Source organism: Streptomyces sp. NPDC059917 (assembly GCF_042730635.1).
GTDB lineage: Bacteria > Actinomycetota > Actinomycetes > Streptomycetales > Streptomycetaceae > Streptomyces.
Genome location: NZ_JBHWLC010000026.1, coordinates 26,042 through 42,327, shown reverse-complemented (window position 1 = coordinate 42,327; position 16,286 = coordinate 26,042). Strand labels below are relative to the sequence as shown.

Sequence of the window (16,286 nt, the reverse complement as noted above, 5' to 3'; positions counted from 1 at the left end):
GCAGCCGTGACAGGGTGGACGGACAATGACGAACCGCGAACACTCCTCCGCCGTCCATCCCGCACCGTGGTCGCCTGCCGCCCCGGCCCACGGGGACCTCATCGCGGCGAAGACACTCGTCTACGACCCCTGTGGGTTCACCTGCTCGCAGCCGGTGCCCGAAGCCGAGGGCGCCGCTTACGCCGCCCACGAGTTCACCCTTGACGGCCTCGCCATCCGGTTTCGCGCGGCCAGGACGACCCCCACCAAGGTCGGGCAGTTCGTCACCGTCTGGAAGAGGTCCCCGGCAGGGCCCATCGAGCCCTTCGACACCACGGACCGCGTCGACCTCTTCGTCATCAGCGCCCGCGACCATCGGCACTTCGGCCAGTTCGTCTTTCCCGTGGACGCGCTCCGCCGCCACGGTGTCGTATCGGCGGACGGTTCCGGCGGGAAGAGAGCCTTCCGCGTCTACCCGCCCTGGGTGACCACCACCAACCGCCAGGCCGCCCGTGCGCAGGCGTGGCAGCTGGACTTCTTCCTGCACCTGCACCAGGACGGGCCCCTCGACCTGGCCCGCGCCCAAGGGCTCTACCACCGGCAGGTCGGCGCACACGACCGCTGAACCCGGCGCATCGTGGGGGTCCTAGGATCGGGCCATGGCCAGCGCATTGATCCTCATCGACCTGATGCCCCGCATCATCGCCCTTCCCCTCGCGCCGTACTCCGGCGAGGACGTGCTCGCGCGCTGCCGCGCCTTGGCCGAGGGGTTCCGGGCGGCCGGGCGGCCCGTGGTGCTGGTGCGGGTCGACCGCCCGGGAGTCGCCGAGCAGCCGCCGGGCAGCGGCTTCGCCGACGGGCTGGTGCGGGAGGGCGACGTCGTGTTGGTCAAGCGCACGGTCGGCGCCTTCTACGGCACCGGGTTGGACGAGCGGTTGCGCGCGCTCGGCGTGGACACCCTGGTGATGGCCGGGCTCGTCACGACGATGGGCGTCGAATCCACCGCCCGGGCCGCGTCCGACCACGGCTACGAGCTGGAGTTCGTGGCCGACGCGATGTCCGGACTGGCGGCGGACGAGCACGAGTTCGCCGTGCGGCGGACCTTCCCGCGCTTCGGCGAGGTGCGGAGCACCGCCGACTACCGCTGACCCGCCGACCCGCCGACCCGCTCGCTCCCGTCCCGCCGACCGCTCGGCCCCGCCCGCCGTGCCGACCGGGGCGGAGCGGGGCGGAGCGGGGCCGAGCGGGGCCGAGCGGGGCCGCGCCGGGCGTCAGCGGACGGCTTCGCCGATGTGGTGGATGCGGACGAGGTTGGTCGAGCCGGGGACGCCGGGGGGCGAACCGGCGGTGATCACGACCACGTCGCCGGGGACGCAGCGGCCGATCCGCAGCAGCTCCTCGTCGACCTGGGCGACCATCGCGTCCGTGGAGTCGACGTGCGGCCCGAGGAAGGTCTCCACGCCCCAGGTGAGGTTGAGCTGGGAGCGGGTCGCCTGGTCCGGGGTGAAGGCCAGCAGCGGGATGGGCGAGCGGTAGCGGGAGAGGCGGCGCACGGTGTCGCCGCTCTGCGTGAAGGCGACGAGGAACTTCGCCCCGAGGAAGTCGCCCATCTCCGCGGCGGCCCGGGCGACGGCCCCGCCCTGGGTGCGGGGCTTGTTCCGGTCGGTGAGCGGGGGCAGGCCCTTGGCGAGGATGTCCTCCTCGGCCGCCTCGACGATGCGGGCCATGGTGCGGACCGTCTCGATGGGGTACTTGCCGACGCTGGTCTCGCCGGAGAGCATGACGGCGTCGGTGCCGTCGATGACGGCGTTGGCGACGTCGGAGGCCTCCGCGCGGGTGGGCCGGGAGTTGTCGATCATCGAGTCGAGCATCTGGGTCGCGACGATGACCGGCTTGGCGTTGCGCTTGGCGAGCTTCACCGCGCGCTTCTGGACGATCGGGACCTGCTCCAGCGGCATTTCGACGCCGAGGTCGCCGCGGGCGACCATGATGCCGTCGAAGGCGGCGACGATGTCGTCGATGTTCTCGACGGCCTGCGGCTTCTCGATCTTGGCGATGACGGGGAGGCGGCGTCCCTCCTCGTCCATGACGCGGTGGACGTCCTCGATGTCGCGGCCGCTGCGGACGAAGGAGAGCGCGATGACGTCGGCGCCGGTGCGCAGGGCCCAGCGGAGGTCCTCGATGTCCTTCTCGGACAGGGCCGGGACGGAAACGGCGACGCCGGGGAGGTTCAGCCCCTTGTGGTCGGAGACCATGCCGCCCTCGACGACGAGGGTGCGGACGCGCGGGCCGTCGACCCCGGTGACTTCGAGGGTGACGCGGCCGTCGTCGACGAGGATGCGCTCGCCGGTGGTGACGTCGTGGGAGAGGCCCTTGTAGGTGGTGCCGCAGGTGTGGCGGTCGCCCTCGTGGTCCTCGACGGTGATCGTGAACTCGTCGCCGCGTTCAAGGAGTACGGGGCCTTCGCGGAAGCGGCCGAGGCGAATCTTCGGACCTTGAAGGTCGGCGAGGATTCCGACGCTGCGGCCGGTTTCGTCGGAAGCCTTGCGCACCCGGTGGTAACGCTCCTCGTGCTCGGCGTAGGTGCCGTGGCTGAGGTTGAAGCGGGCGATGTCCATTCCGGCTTCGACCAGGGCTTTGATCTGGTCGTATGAGTCGGTGGCGGGGCCCAGGGTACATACGATTTTCGCTCGGCGCATGGGCTGAGCGTATGCCCCTACCGGGGAGTAGAGAATTGGTTCCGGGTGTCCACTCAACAACCAGTGGGCAAAAGCTTGTTGACAATTATTGAATGTGCACGGGGGTGCTCTGATGAGCACCCCCGCACCGGTGGACACCCGGCGGTCGTACGGCCCTCAGAGCTGCGGCGCGGTCATCGTGAAGCGGGCGTTCACCTGGGCGTAGACGGTCTGCCGCTGCGGTTCGAGGTCGAGCGCGGGCGCGTGCTCCTCGGGGGCCCCGCCGTAGGCCATGGAGCGCATGGCGCCGCCGGGCGCCGCCATCAGTCGCGGCCCGGCGTCCTCGGCGCCGAGGTCGGCGAGTTCGACGAGGGCGGCGAGGCCCGCGCCGAGGGCCTCGGCGTACTCGCGGGCGCGCTTGACCGCTTCGAGGACGGCCTGGCGCCGCGCCCGGCCGTGGGCGGGCGAGTCGGGGCGCAGGGCCCACCAAGGTCCGTCCACACGGGTGAGTTCGAGGTCGGCGAGGCGGGTGGTGAGTTCGCCCAAAGCCGTGAAGTCCGAGAGTTCGGCGGTGATCACGACCCGTCCGTGGTAGGCCCGGACGCGTTCGCCCCGGCCCTGGCGGGTGAGTTCGGGAGTGATCGAGAAGGCACCGGTTTCGAGCTTCTCGACCTCGTCGCCGTAGCTCTTGACCAGGTCGAGGACCGCGTTGTTGCGCCGGGTGAGGTCTTCGAGGGCGCCCCGGCGGTCCACGCCGCGCGCGCTGACCGTGATGCCGATGCGGGCGATCTCGGGGTCCACCTCGATGCGGGCCTCGCCGCGGACGGCGACCCGCGGGACGTCGGGGGTGCCGTACGGCAGCGGGGTTCCCTGCGTCGGCGTGGCTGCGTAGGACTGGGGCGTTGCGTCGTCGTCGCTCATGGTTTCACTCTCGCACTGTCGCCCGTTCGGGGCTGGTCATCGGATCGAAACCTGACAGGGGTGTTGCCGACGACGTCGACGGGTCAGAATCTACGCGCGTTATCTACGCGCGTTGTTCACGCCTTACAAGGCACGCCTCACAAGGGGAGATGGCATGGCGTTCGACCGAAGGACGTTCCTGGGGACCACGGCCGCGACGGGAGCCGCGGTGGCGTTGACGGGGACCGCGGTCACCCCGGCGGCCGCCGCGCAGCAGCCCCGGCCGCCGCGCACCTACGCGTTCACCGTGATGGGGACGACCGACCTGCACGGCAACGTCTTCAACTGGGACTACTTCACGGACAAGGAGTTCGACGACAAGGCGCACAACGACGTCGGTCTGGCGAAGATCTCCACCCTGGTGAACCAGGTCCGCAAGGAGAAGGGCCGCCAGAACACCCTGTTGATCGACGCGGGCGACACGATCCAGGGCACCCAGCTGTCCTACTACTACGCCAAGGTGGACCCGATCACCGCGCGCCGCGGCCCCGTGCACCCGATGGCGCAGGCGATGAACGCGATCGGGTACGACGCGGCGGCGCTGGGCAACCACGAGTTCAATTACGGCATTCCGGTGCTGCGCAAGTTCGAGGAGCAGTGCGACTTCCCGCTGCTCGGGGCGAACGCGCTGGACGCGAAGACGCTGCGCCCGGCGTTCCCGCCGTACAGCATGCACCGCATCTGTACGCCGCACGGTCCGGACGTCAAGGTCGCGGTGCTGGGTCTGACCAACCCGGGCATAGCCATCTGGGACAAGGCCAACGTGCAGGGGAAGATGACCTTCCCGGGTCTGGAGGAGCAGGCGGCGAAGTACGTGCCGCGGCTGCGTTCGCTGGGCGCCGACGTCGTGATCGTCTCGGCGCACTCGGGTTCGAGCGGTACGTCGAGCTACGGCGACCAGCTCCCCCACATCGAGAACGCGGCCGGTCTGGTGGCCGAGCAGGTGCCGGGGATCGACGCGATCCTGGTGGGCCACGCGCACACGGAGATCCCCGAGTACCGGGTGAAGAACAAGGCGACCGGCAAGGACGTGGTGCTGTCCGAGCCGCTCAAGTGGGGCCAGCGCCTGACCCTGTTCGACTTCGAGCTGACCTGGGCGAAGGGCCGCTGGTCGGTGGCGAAGGTCGCGGCGCGGGTGCTGAACTCCAACACCGCGGTGGAGGACCCGAAGATCGTCCGGCTGCTGTCGGACGAGCACCGCAAGGTGGTGGCGTACGTCAACCAGGTGATCGGCACCTCGCTGCGGGCGATGTCCTCGGCGGAGGGCCCGTTCAAGGACGTGGCGATCATCGACCTGATCAGCCACGTGCAGGCGGAGACGGTGAAGACGGCGCTGACGGGCACGGAGTGGGCGGCGCTGCCGGTCCTCTCCCAGGCCTCGTGCTTCTCGCGCACGGCGGCGATCCCGGCCGGCCAGGTGACGATCAAGGACGCGGCGGGCCTGTACCCCTTCGAGAACACGCTGGAAGCGCGGCTGCTGACCGGCGCGCAGCTGAAGGACTACCTGGAGTTCTCGGCGAGGTACTACGCGCGGACGGCGCCGGGCGACCCGGTGGACCTCGCGAAGCTGACCAACGCGGAGAGCATCCCGGACTACAACTACGACGCGGTGTACGGCGTGAGCTACGACATCGACATCGCGCAGCCCGCCGGGTCCCGGATCACCGGGCTGTCCTTCCAGGGCAAGCCCGTCGACCCGGCGGCGCAGTTCGTGCTGGCGGTCAACAACTACCGGGCCTCGGGCGGCGGCAACTTCCCGCACGTGCCGAAGTCCAAGCAGCTGTGGGCCAACTCGGAGGAGATCCGCAACACCATCATCCAGTGGGTGAAGGCCAAGGGCACCGTCGACCCGGCGCAGTTCGCGGCGGTGGACTGGCGCCTGACGCGGGCCGGGGTGCCGGTCTTCTAGGCGGGAGCGGCGACCGGGCGGGCGGGGGCGGTGGTGCACGGGAGCACCGCCCCCGCCCCCGCTCAGGGGTGCTCGACGAGCGGCAGCAGTTCGCCGGGGACCCGCGGCCGGGCGGCCTCGCGCCGCTCCAGGCCGAAGGAGGTGAAGGCGGTGCGGGTCGGCTGGGGGTAGGGGTCCTTGCCGGTGAGCGTGTTGAGGATGGTGGCGCTGCGCCACGCGGCGAGCCCGAGGTCGGGCGCGCCGACGCCGTGGGTGTGCCGTTCGCCGTTCTGCACGAAGACGGTGCCGGTGACGGTGGGGTCGAGCTTCATCCGGAAGCGGTCGTCGATGCGCGGGCGGCCGGAGGAGTCCTTGCGCATGTACGGGTCGAGGCCGGCCAGGATCCTGCCGATCGGGCGTTCGCGGTAGCCGGTGGCGAGGACGACGGCGTCGGTGGTGAGCCGGGAGCGGGTGCCCTGCTGGGCGTGTTCGAGGTGGAGTTCGACCTTGGTGGTCGCGACCCGGCCCGCGGTGCGGACGCTGACTCCGGGGGTGAGGACGACGTCGGGCCAGCCGCCGTCCAGGGTGCGCCGGTAGAGCTCGTCGTGGATGGCGGCGATGGTGTCGGCGTCGATGCCCTTGTGGAGCTGCCACTGGGCGGGCAGCAGCTTGTCGCGCACGGCCTCGGGCAGGTCGTGGAAGTAGCGGGTGTAGTCGGGGGTGAAGTGTTCCAGGCCCAGCTTGGAGTACTCCATGGGCGCGAAGGACGGGGTGCGGGCGAGCCAGGTGAGGCGTTCGCGACCGGCGGGGCGGGCGCGCAGCAGGTCGAGGAAGACCTCGGCGCCGGACTGGCCGGAGCCGATGACGGTGACGTGGTCGGCCCCGAGGATCCGCTGCCGGTTGTCGAGGTATTCGGCGGAGTGCACGACGGGGACGGTCGGCGCTTCGGCGAGCGGGCGCAGCGGGTCGGGCACGTAGGGGGCGCTGCCGATGCCGAGGGCGAGGTTGCGGGTGTAGGTGCGGCCCAGGGCCTCGGCTTCGCCGTCGGCGTCGAGCTGGGTGAAGTCGACCTCGAAGAGGGCGCGTTCGGGGTTCCAGCGGACGGCGTCGACCTGGTGGCCGAAGTGCAGGCCGGGGAGCTGGCCGGCGACCCAGCGGCAGTAGGCGTCGTACTCGGCGCGCTGGATGTGGAAGCGCTCGGCGAAGTAGAAGGGGAAGAGGCGTTCCTTGTGCTTGAGGTAGTTCAGGAACGTCCAGGGGCTGGCGGGGTCGGCGAGGGTGACGAGGTCCGCGAGGAAGGGGACCTGGAGGGTCGCGCCGTCGATGAGGAGGCCGGGGTGCCAGCTGAAGTCGCGGCGCTGGTCGTAGAAGGCGGTGGCGAGACCGCCGGCGAACTCGTGTTGTTGCAGGCCCTGGGCGAGCGCGGCGAGGGAGAGGTTGAAGGGGCCGATGCCGATTCCGACGAGGTCATGGGGTGCTTCGAGTGGCGCGGTCATCGGTGGGTGCTGCCTTCCAGGAGGGTCAGGAGGGTGGCGAGGTCCCCTGTGGTGGTGTGGGGGTTGAGCAGGGTGGCTTTGAGCCAGAGGCGGCCGTCGGCGGTGGCCCGGCCCAGGACGGCGCGGCCGCCGTGGAGCAGGGTGCGGCGGGTGGCCGCGAGGGCGGCGTCGTCGGTGGGGACGGGACGGAAGAGGACGGTGCTGATGGTGGGCGGTGCGTGGAGTTCGAAGCCGGGGTGGGCGTCGATGAGGCGGGCGAGCTGCTGTGCGGCGGCGCAGGTCCCGTCGATCAGCCGGGCGAGGCCGTCGCGGCCGAGCGCGCGGAGGGTGACGGCGATCTTGAGGACGTCGGGGCGGCGGGTGGTGCGCAGGGAGCGGCCGAGCAGGTCGGGCAGGCCCGCCTCGGTGTCGTCGGTGGCGTTGAGGTAGTCGGCCTGGTGGGCGAGGGGGGTGAGCAGGGCGGCGTCGGGGACCGCGAGGAGCCCGGCCGCGACCGGCTGCCACCCGAGTTTGTGCAGGTCGAGGGTGAGGGAACGGGCCCGGTCGAGGCCGCTCAGGAGGGGCCGGTGACGGGGGCTGAGGGCGAGGGCGCCGCCGTAGGCGGCGTCGACGTGGAGGTCGGCGCCGTGCCGTGCGCACTGGTCGGCGAGGGCGTCGAGGGGGTCGATGAGCCCGGCGTCGGTGGTGCCCGCGGTGGCGGTGACGAGGAGGGGGCCGGGGCGGGTGCGCCGGGCCAGGGCGAGGGCGGCGTCGAGGTCCGCGGGGTGCAGGGTGCCGGTGGGGGTGGGGATCTCGACGGCCGGGGGGAGGCCGAGGAGCCAGGCGGAGCGCGGCACGGAGTGGTGGGCGTTGGCGCCGTGCAGGACGGTCAGGGGGCCGGCGGCGCGGTGGCGTTCGCGGGCCAGCAGCAGGGCGAGCTGGTTGGCCTCGGTGCCGCCGGTGGTGACGAGGGCGTCGGGGTGCGGGGCGTCCGGGTGCGGGGTGCCGTACAGCTCGGCGGCCAGGGCCCGGGTGACGAGGGCCTCGATCGCGGAGGCGGCGGGGGCCTGGTCCCAGGAGTCCAGCGAGGGGTTCAGCGCGCTGGCGGCGAGGTCGGCCGCGACGGCGACGGCGAGCGGCGGCCCGTGCAGGTGGGCCGCGCACAGCGGGTCGGCCGGGTCGGCGGCCCCCGCGGCGAGGACGTGGACGAGGGTGCGCAGCGCTTCGTGGTCGCCGCTGCCCCGCGCGGGCAGTACGTCGCCCAGTGCGGCGCGGACCCTGGCCGTGACGGCGTCGGGGCCGCCTGCGGGGAGGGGGCCGCCGCGGGCGGCGGCGCCGGTGGTGAGGGCGTCGAGGACGGTGTCGAGGAGGGGCCGCAGCGCGTCGGCGGCCCCGCTGCCGCCCGCGAGCGGGGGCAGCGGGGGCGGGGTGCCGTGCGGTGGGGTCGTGCGGATCGTCACGCGGGTCCTCACGGAAGCTGGGCGGGGCGCGGGGCGCGGCCCCGCCGGGCCCCCGCCCAGCACAACGATCCGACCCTAATGGGGTAACCGCCGGGGTTTGTCCGGTGGTTGTTTTTCAGCCGCTGCCCGGCAGGCCCCGAGCCGCCCCCCGGACTGCTCAGCCGGTGCGCACCCGCAGGGCGCGCGCGACGTCGTCGAGCTGGTCGACGAGCTTGCGCCGGAGCAGCGGGATGGGCTCGCCCCGCTCCAGGCACTCCTGGCCGGCGTCGAGGTTGTCCTGGTCGATGGCGTGGACGGGGAAGGCGTAGCGGCCGACGGCCGCGGCGATGGCGGGCCCGCGGCGGGCGGTGAGGGCGAGGGCCTCGGGGTAGAAGCGCGGCACGTAGGCGCGCAGGAGTTCGGCCTGTTCGGGCTGCCAGAAGCCCTGGGCGGTGGCGGAGAACAGGTAGTTGGACAGCGTGTCGTCGTGGAACATCCGCTGCCAGGCGGCTTCCTTGGTGTCCGCGTCGGGCAGGGCGGCCCGGCAGCGGGCGGCGCCCTCCTCGCCGGTGGCGCTGGGGTCGGCGGCGAGGGCGGCGTCGACGGCCCGCTCGTCGACGGCGCCGAGGGCGGCGAGCCGGGCGAGGATCCGCCAGCGCAGTTCGGGGTCGAGCTCGGGTCCGCCGGGGACGGTGCCGTCGGCGAGCCAGGCGGCGAGGGTGTCGGGCTGGGTGGCGCTGTCGATGAAGGTGCGGACGGCGGCGAGGCGCAGTCCCGGTTCCGCGCCGTCCTCGGTGCGCCGGATGAGGGCGCGGGTGAGGGAGGTGAGGGTGGTCAGCGCCCCGGCGCGGTCCTCGGCGGGGAGGTAGCGGTCGGCGATCTGGCCGCGGGCGAAGCCGAGGACGCTCTGGACGATGGCGAGGTCGTCCTCGTGCGGCAGGTGGGCGGCGGCCGCTCCGAGGTAGGCGGCGGGCGGGAGTTCCCCGTCGCGGACCATGTCGCGGGCGGCGTTCCAGATGATGCTGCGGGTGAGGGCGTCGGGGATGCCGGCCAGGGCGCGCAGCGCGGTGTCCCAGGAGCCGGGGTCGAGGCGGACCTTGGCGTAGCTGAGGTCGCCGTCGTTGAGGAGGAGGAGCGCGGGGCGGGGCCCGACGCCGGAGATGACCTCGCTGGTGGGCAGGTCGAGGTCGAGCAGGAGGCGCTGTTCGAGGCGGCCGTCCTCGCCGGGCACGTCGTCGTAGGCGCCGACGGCGATGTGGTGGGGGCGGCTGCCGCGGCGCTCGACGGTGAGGGTCCACCCGTCGGCGTCGTCCTCGATGTGCGGGGTGAGGGTGTCGATGCCGGTGGTGCGCAGCCAGGTGTCGGCCCAGGCGTGGACGTCGCGCCCGGTGTGGGCGGCGAGGGATTCCACGAAGTCGGCGAGGGAGGCGTTGGCGAACTTGTGCCGCTGGAAGTGGGTGTTGATGCCGGCGAGGAAGTCCTTCTCGCCGAGCCAGGCGACGAGTTGGCGCAGCGCGGAGGCGCCCTTGGCGTAGGAGATCCCGTCGAAGTTGAGGAGCGCGGACGCGGTGTCGGGGACGGCCTCGGGGTCGGGGGCGACGGGGTGGGTGGAGGGCCACTGGTCGGCGTCGTAGCCCCAGGCCTTGCGGGCGAGGCCGAAGTCGGTCCAGGCGCCGGTGAAGCGGGTGGCCTCGGTGAGGATCTGGTAGCCCATGTACTCGGCGAAGGACTCGTTCAGCCAGATGTCGTCCCACCAGCGCAGGGTGACGAGGTCGCCGAACCACATGTGGGCCATCTCGTGGGCGATGACCACGGCGCGCCACTGGCGTTCGGTGTCGGTGACGGCGGAGCGGTAGATGTACTCGTCGCGGAAGGTGACCAGGCCCGGGTTCTCCATGGCGCCCGCGTTGAACTCGGGGACGAACGCCTGGTCGTAGGAGTCGAAGGGGTAGGGCTCGGTGAACTTCTCGTGGTAGCGGTCGTAGCAGTCCGTGGTGATGCCGAGGATCTCCTCGGCGTCGGCGTCCAGGTACGGGGCGAGGGAGCGGCGGCAGTGCACGGCGAAGGGCAGCCCGGCGTGCTCGGTGCGGATCGTGTGCCAGGGGCCGGCGGCGACCGCCGCGAGGTAGGTGGAGATGAGGGGGGTGGGGGCGGAGCGCCAGATGCCGGCGCCGTCCGCCTGGCGCTGACCGGTGCGCTCGGTGGTCCCGTTGGCGATGACGCTCCAGTGGGCGGGCGCGGTGACGGTGAACTCGAAGACGGCCTTGAGGTCGGGCTGGTCGAAGGCGGGCAGCACGCGCTGCACGTCGTCCAGGAACATCTGGCTGTAGACGTACGTCTCGCCGTCCGCGGGGTCGGTGAAGCGGTGGAGTCCTTCGCCGGTGCGCGAGTACCGCATCGACGCCTCGACGCGCAGCTCGTGCGGGCCCTCGGTGAGCCCGGTGAGCGGGAGCCGGTCGCCGGCCAGTGCGCCGGGGTCGAGCGGGGTGCCGTCGAGCGTGGCGGAGCGCAGTTCCTCCGGCTTCAGCTCCACGAAGGTGTCACCGGCGGCTTTGGCGCTGAACCGGATGACGGTGGTGGAGTCGAAGGTGTCCTCGTCCCCGGTGAGGTCGAGGGCGACGACGTAGTGGTGGACGTCGAGGAGGGCGGCTCGGGTCTGCGCTTCGTTGCGCGTCAGTGCGGACATGCCCCCATGCTGCCAAAGGGGCGGCGCGCACCGAAGGGCCGGCGGCCGGGGCCCGCTGCGGGATCCGCTCCGGGATCCGCCGGACGCCCCGCGGCCGTCTCCCAGCCACGTCGCGGCCACGTCGCGGCCACCGGACGGCTACGCGTCGGGGTCTTCGGCCGCGGCGATCGTCTCGTGGTGGCGGATCACCTCGGCGATGATGAAGTTGAGGAGCTTCTCGGCGAAGGCCGGGTCGAGCTTGGCGTTCTCGGCGAGCTGGCGGAGCCGGGCGATCTGGCTGGCCTCGCGGTTCGGGTCGGCCGGGGGCAGCTGGTGCTTGGCCTTGAGGTGGCCGACCTGCTGGGTGCACTTGAAGCGCTCGGCGAGCATGTGCACGACGGCCGCGTCGATGTTGTCGATGCTGTCCCGCAGTCGGGCCAGTTCCTCGCGGACGTTCTCGTCGATGTGGCTGTTCGTCATGGTTCCCGAGCTTACGTGGCTGGTGGGGCGGGGTCTTCGGCCGCTCGGCCAGTGAGACGGCTGGCGAAGGGGAGGATCGCGGTGACGATCCAGCCGCCCTCGGGGGCGGGTCCGGCGCTGAGGGTGCCGCCCATGGCCTCGGCGCGTTCGGTCATCCCGGCGAGGCCGTAGCCGCCGCCGCGGGCCTGTTCGGAGAGCTTGGCGGGGCGTCCGCCGTCGTCGGCGACGCGGACCTCGAGGCCGGTGGCGACGATGCGCAGGCCGATGCGGACGGCGGTGGCGGTGGCCGCGTGCTTGCCGATGTTGGTGAGGGCTTCGAGGACGATGCGGTGGGCGGCGGCGGCGACGTCGCCGGGCAGGGTGTCGGCGAGGCCCGCTTCGACGTAGAGGACGACGGGCGGTCCGGTGACGGAGAACCGGGTGGTCAGGTCGCGGATCTCCTCCAGACCGGCGATGGGTGCGGTGCCCGGGCCCACGTCGTCCTCGCGCAGGACCTTGACCAGGCGGCGCATGGAGCCGAGCGCCTCTCCCCCGGCGGTCTCGATCCGGCCGAAGATCTCGTTGGCGCGTTCGGCGGAGACGTTCGTGAAACGGGCGGCGCGGGCCTCGACGACGATGCCGGTGACGTGGTGGGCGACGAGGTCGTGGAGTTCGCGGGCGAGTTCGAGGCGTTCGGCGGTGCGCACGGCCCGCACCTCGCGGCGGCGCTGGACGGCCTGCAGGCGCAGCAGCAGCGAGTAGGCGGTGACGACGACGGTCAGGACGGAGAAGAGCAGGGTGAAGCGGCCGGGGTCGGAGTCCCGGACGGGGACGGCCATGCAGCCCAGGCCCAGGATCGGGCCGAGGACGGCCGCGGTGCGGGCGGGCGTGCGCAGGAGCACCCCGCTGAGCAGGACGAGCAGGGCTATGGCCTCGCCCGCGCCCCAGACCACGATGGGGTGGTTGACGAAGATCAGGAAGGCGGTGGCGGACCAGGTGACGGCGGCCGCGAACCAGGCGCGGGCGACCAGCCCGAGCCGGGGCCAGGGCGCGGCGGCGAGGCAGACCAGGACGCCGGAGACCAGGATGACGGCGTGCGGGACGGTGGGCTGCCGGGCCAGCACGGCCCCCTCGAAGCTGACGAGGGCGAGGAGCAGCAGGATGAGGGAGACCCTGATCCGATCGGCGCCGTGCGGGTGCCGTCGCGCCCAACTGGCCAGCGGGCTCACCTCGGGCCCCCGCGCGGGGACCCGGCGGGAGCGGGCTTCGGTGGTGCCGCGGTCACGTCGAGCTCGCCGCCAGGCCGCTCTCCCAGGCCCAGGCGGCGATCTCGACGCGGTTGCGGGCGTCGAGCTTGGCCTGGACGTTCGCCAGGTGGGTCTTCACGGTGGAGAGGGACACGTACAGCTCGGCGGCGATCTCGGCGTTGGTCATGCCGCGGGCGAGGCACCGTACGACGTCCACCTCGCGCTCGGTGAGCGGTTCGGCGGGGCGCCGTGCGGCCACGGCCGCGGGGGTGCGGGTGGCCATCTCGCGCAGCAGCCGCACGGTGATGGCCGGTGAGACGAGCGAGTCGCCCACGGCCGCGGCGCGGACCGCTTCAACCAGCATGGCCGGACTCGCGTCCTTGAGGAGGAAGCCCGAGGCGCCGCCGTGGAGCGCCGCGTGGACGTACTCGTCGAGGTCGAAGGTGGTGACGATGACGATGCGCGGTTTGTCCCGTCCGGCGAGCCGCCGGGTGACTTCGAGGCCGTCCAGGCGGGGCATGCGGATGTCGAGGAGGAGGACGTCGGGGCGGTGCTGCTCGACCGCGACGAGGGCGGCCTCCCCGTCGACGACGTCGGCGAGCACCTCGATGTCGCTCTGGCTCTCCAGGATCATCCGGAATCCGGTTCTGACCATCTCCTGGTCGTCCGCGATGACCACGCTGATCGCCATGCGTTGCCTGCCCCACTGTCGCCCGTCGCCCTTGGACCCTTCCCATGGGACCGGCGCGCGGGTCGGACCGCAACCGCACGGCGGACCGCGGAGAGGGGACCGCGGCGCAGGGACAGTACTGTGCCAGCCTCGCGGTACTGTCACCGACCTTACGTACATTCGGGGCGTAACGCCTCGTCCTTCCGGCCGCATCCCGCACGGCCGGAAGGACGAGAGCTGCGGGTCAGAGGCCGGCGGCCGCCGTCCGGATGGCGTTGGCGAAGGTGGACACCTCGCTGTAGACGCCGGGCAGGCCCGGGCGGGCACAGCCCTCGCCCCAGCTGACGATGCCGACCTGGATCCAGGCTCCGGCGTCGTCACGCCGGAACATGGGGCCGCCGGAGTCGCCCTGACAGGTGTCGACGCCGCCCTGGTCGAAGCCGGCGCATATCTCGTCGCCGGGGACCAGCTGACTGCCGTAGGCGGCCTTGCAGGCGGCGTCCGAGACGAAGGGGACGGTGGCCTTCAGCAGGTAGCGCTGCTGGCCGCCGCCCTCGCGGGCGGCGCCCCAGCCCGCGACGGTGAAGGTGCCGTTGTTGTAGGCGGTGGTGTCGGCGATCTTGAGCGTGGGCAGGTTGATCGGCTTGGCCAGCTTGATCAGGGCCCAGTCCTTGCCCTGCCCGTTGTAGCCGGGCGCCTGGAGCACCTTGGTGGACTTGACCTTGATGGCGCTGGAGCTGTTGAGGTCGACGACGCCGGCGGTGGCGGTGATGGAGGTGTTGTTGCCGGAGCCGTTGACGCAGTGGGCCGCGGTCAGCACGATCTGGGAGCTGTAGAGGGCGCCGCCGCAGCCCATGGAGAGGCGGACCATGAAGGGGAACTCGCCCTGGGCGGCGCGGGTGCCGCCGACCACCGGGGTCGGGTCGGCGCTGGCGGAGCCGGGCTGGAGGCTGACGGCCGCGAGGGCGACCGCCGCGACGGCGAGGGCGCTGCGGATCGGACGGGTGGCACGGCGGGTGACGCTCTTGGGGTGCAACACAGTCGGCACGCTGCCTTTCGTGGGGGGTGGGGCGGTGCGTGGGTGCGTCGCGCACGCCGCCGCGGGGACGGCGGACGTGACGGGTCCATGTCACATTGAGCGCCGCGCGGGCACAAGGACGCCGATTCGGCCAAGGTCACTCAGGACGCACGCCCCGAGGGGGACGGATGACGCACGCAGGCGGCCGGCACAGCCCGGTCGAGCACGGGTTCCCGCACCTCGCCACGGTCCGCGCCGCCCTCACCGCGCTGCACCGGCGGCTGTCGACCGACGGCGTCCGCTCCTACGCGGCGAGCTTCGCCCCCGCCGACGCGGCCTTCCCCGACGATGACGACCTGCACCTCGGCGCGCAGCGGGTGGCCTCCGCGATGGTGCGCCACCTGCGGCTCCCCGACGCCCGGATGATCATCAGCTTCCGGGCGATGGAGCACGCGGCCACCGTCGAGCTGGCCGCCGGGCCCGAGTACTTCGTCGAGGTCAACGACCGCTTCCGCACGCACCGGCGCGATCTGGCCGCCGCCCTGGCCCACGAGGTCACGCACGTCCTGCTGCACCGGCTGGACCTCGACTTCCCCACCACCGCCGAGACCGAGATCCTCACCGACACCGCCGCCGCCTACCTCGGCGCGGGCTGGCTGCTGCTGGACGCCTACCGCGAGGACGCGCTCACCCACCAGAAGCTCGGCTACCTGACCCCGGAGGAGTTCGGGTACGTCCTGGCCAAGCGCGGGGAGCTGCTGGGCGAGGACCTCTCCACCTGGTTCACCAGCCCCCAGGCGTACGAGGCCTACGTGCGCGGACGCGAGCTGGCCCGCCGGGACCTGCGCCGGGCCCCGCTGGCCGCGGCGGGCCTGCTGGAGCGGCGGCGCTACGCGAAGGACCGCCGCGCCGGGGCCGCCGACCCGGAGCGGGGGCCGACGTACCGCTTCGAGCCCGGCCCCTCGGGCCAACGGGTCAGCTTCCCCTGCCCGACCTGCGGACAGCGCCTGCGCGTCCCCGTCCGCGGACGCCTACGAGCACGCTGCGCACTGTGCCGCACCGAGCTGGAGTGCGACACCTGACCCCCCTCACCCCCACAACTGGCCGACCAATTCCAGCCTCGCCCGGGGGCCCCTCCCAGCGGTAGCTGGGGGAGTTTGAGGCGCCGCCGGAGGCCGGGACCGCCGCACCCGGCCGACCACATCCAGCCCCGCCGGCGTTTGAGGCGCCGCCGGAGGCAAGAAGCCCCGCCGGAGGCCGGGGCCCTCACAGGCCGCCCCCGCACCCCCCGCACCCGCCCCCGCACCCGGCACCGCAGCCCCCGGGTCCGTACCCGCCGTCGCCGCCCCCGCCCCCGCCACCGGAGGAGCCGCCGAAGACCAACATGCCGCTGATCATCGTGATCGTGGTCGGGACGGACGCGCCGAACCCGATGATCTTCCCGCCCCCGCCGAAGGCGTCCCGCGCGTGCCCCATGTCCGGATCGAACCAGACCCACGCGAGCGCGCCCCACGTCCCCAGGCACAGCACCGTACAAACGGTGATCCAGACCCCTAATCGACTCATGTCCCGGTTCGTGCCCTGCCGCCCGCGCCGGAATACCCGGCTCCGGCCACCCCTCACGCGTCCGAGCACCCGCAGCCGCAGCCGTCGCCGCCGCCCCCGCAGCCGTCGCCGTCCTCGTCGCGGGGCCCCCTCAGGGGCGCGCTGCCCCGGCCCCGGTTCGTCAGCCAGCCCAGCACGAAGAAGGCGACGAACGACGCCAGAACGCCGCCCACGATGATGGCGTTCGTACTCATGCGCCGGGT

General features: G+C 72.8%; 15 protein-coding genes. 4 read left to right on the top strand and 11 right to left on the bottom strand.

Going from position 1 to position 16,286, the window contains the following annotated elements; translation table 11 throughout:
• Positions 1–25 precede the first annotated feature (25 nt).
• Together ACFWAR_RS17475 and ACFWAR_RS17470 are read left to right on the top strand one after the other, a co-directional pair.
• Positions 26–604 (top strand): MepB family protein, encoded by a 579-nt coding sequence (locus tag ACFWAR_RS17475; protein WP_385777957.1) that lies wholly within the window; start codon positions 26–28, stop codon positions 602–604.
• Positions 605–638: 34 nt separating this feature from the next.
• On the top strand, positions 639–1,127 hold the full coding sequence (locus ACFWAR_RS17470) for an isochorismatase family protein (RefSeq protein WP_385777955.1): 489 nt from the start codon (positions 639–641) through the stop codon (positions 1,125–1,127).
• Between the two features lie 123 nt (positions 1,128–1,250).
• On the opposite strand, the gene pyk is transcribed toward ACFWAR_RS17470, so the two are convergent.
• Both pyk and ACFWAR_RS17460 read right to left on the bottom strand, forming a co-directional pair.
• Positions 1,251–2,678, bottom strand: a complete 1,428-nt coding sequence (gene pyk / locus ACFWAR_RS17465; RefSeq protein WP_385777953.1) for a pyruvate kinase — start codon at positions 2,676–2,678, stop codon at positions 1,251–1,253.
• A 156-nt stretch (positions 2,679–2,834) separates the two neighbouring features.
• Positions 2,835–3,578 (bottom strand): SIMPL domain-containing protein, encoded by a 744-nt coding sequence (locus ACFWAR_RS17460; protein ID WP_385777951.1) that lies wholly within the window; start codon positions 3,576–3,578, stop codon positions 2,835–2,837.
• 154 nt (positions 3,579–3,732) lie between these two features.
• Between ACFWAR_RS17460 and ACFWAR_RS17455 the strand changes: the two genes are divergently transcribed.
• A complete protein-coding gene (locus ACFWAR_RS17455; protein WP_385777949.1) occupies positions 3,733–5,526 on the top strand; it encodes a bifunctional metallophosphatase/5'-nucleotidase in 1,794 nt (597 codons plus the stop codon).
• Between the two features lie 62 nt (positions 5,527–5,588).
• Here the strand turns inward: ACFWAR_RS17455 and ACFWAR_RS17450 are convergent, their stop codons facing one another.
• From ACFWAR_RS17450 to ACFWAR_RS17420, 7 genes are all read right to left on the bottom strand, one after another.
• Positions 5,589–7,001, bottom strand: coding sequence for a lysine N(6)-hydroxylase/L-ornithine N(5)-oxygenase family protein (locus tag ACFWAR_RS17450; protein ID WP_385777947.1), 1,413 nt, complete (start codon positions 6,999–7,001; stop codon positions 5,589–5,591).
• On the bottom strand, positions 6,998–8,440 hold the full coding sequence (locus ACFWAR_RS17445; protein ID WP_385777945.1) for a pyridoxal phosphate-dependent decarboxylase family protein: 1,443 nt from the start codon (positions 8,438–8,440) through the stop codon (positions 6,998–7,000). The genes ACFWAR_RS17450 and ACFWAR_RS17445 overlap by 4 nt, the downstream gene beginning before the upstream one ends.
• Before the next feature lie 157 nt (positions 8,441–8,597).
• Positions 8,598–11,105, bottom strand: coding sequence for an aminopeptidase N (gene pepN, locus ACFWAR_RS17440; RefSeq protein ID WP_385777943.1), 2,508 nt, complete (start codon positions 11,103–11,105; stop codon positions 8,598–8,600).
• 138 nt (positions 11,106–11,243) lie between these two features.
• Positions 11,244–11,564 (bottom strand): chorismate mutase, encoded by a 321-nt coding sequence (locus tag ACFWAR_RS17435; protein ID WP_385777941.1) that lies wholly within the window; start codon positions 11,562–11,564, stop codon positions 11,244–11,246.
• 11 nt (positions 11,565–11,575) lie between these two features.
• Positions 11,576–12,772, bottom strand: a complete 1,197-nt coding sequence (locus ACFWAR_RS17430) for a sensor histidine kinase (protein ID WP_385777939.1) — start codon at positions 12,770–12,772, stop codon at positions 11,576–11,578.
• A 52-nt stretch (positions 12,773–12,824) separates the two neighbouring features.
• Positions 12,825–13,481, bottom strand: a complete 657-nt coding sequence (locus ACFWAR_RS17425) for a response regulator transcription factor (RefSeq protein WP_354383307.1) — start codon at positions 13,479–13,481, stop codon at positions 12,825–12,827.
• A 223-nt stretch (positions 13,482–13,704) separates the two neighbouring features.
• Positions 13,705–14,499 (bottom strand): S1 family peptidase, encoded by a 795-nt coding sequence (locus tag ACFWAR_RS17420; protein WP_385778041.1) that lies wholly within the window; start codon positions 14,497–14,499, stop codon positions 13,705–13,707.
• Positions 14,500–14,666: 167 nt separating this feature from the next.
• Between ACFWAR_RS17420 and ACFWAR_RS17415 the strand changes: the two genes are divergently transcribed.
• The gene (locus ACFWAR_RS17415; protein WP_385777936.1) at positions 14,667–15,560 is read left to right on the top strand and encodes a hypothetical protein; all 894 of its coding nucleotides are present in this window, start codon (positions 14,667–14,669) and stop codon (positions 15,558–15,560) included.
• A 184-nt stretch (positions 15,561–15,744) separates the two neighbouring features.
• On the opposite strand, the gene ACFWAR_RS17410 is transcribed toward ACFWAR_RS17415, so the two are convergent.
• Both ACFWAR_RS17410 and ACFWAR_RS17405 read right to left on the bottom strand, forming a co-directional pair.
• The gene (locus ACFWAR_RS17410; RefSeq protein ID WP_385777934.1) at positions 15,745–15,954 is read right to left on the bottom strand and encodes a hypothetical protein; all 210 of its coding nucleotides are present in this window, start codon (positions 15,952–15,954) and stop codon (positions 15,745–15,747) included.
• A 143-nt stretch (positions 15,955–16,097) separates the two neighbouring features.
• Complete coding sequence (locus ACFWAR_RS17405; protein WP_385777932.1) at positions 16,098–16,277, bottom strand: hypothetical protein; 180 nt, start codon at positions 16,275–16,277, stop codon at positions 16,098–16,100.
• Positions 16,278–16,286 lie beyond the last annotated feature (9 nt).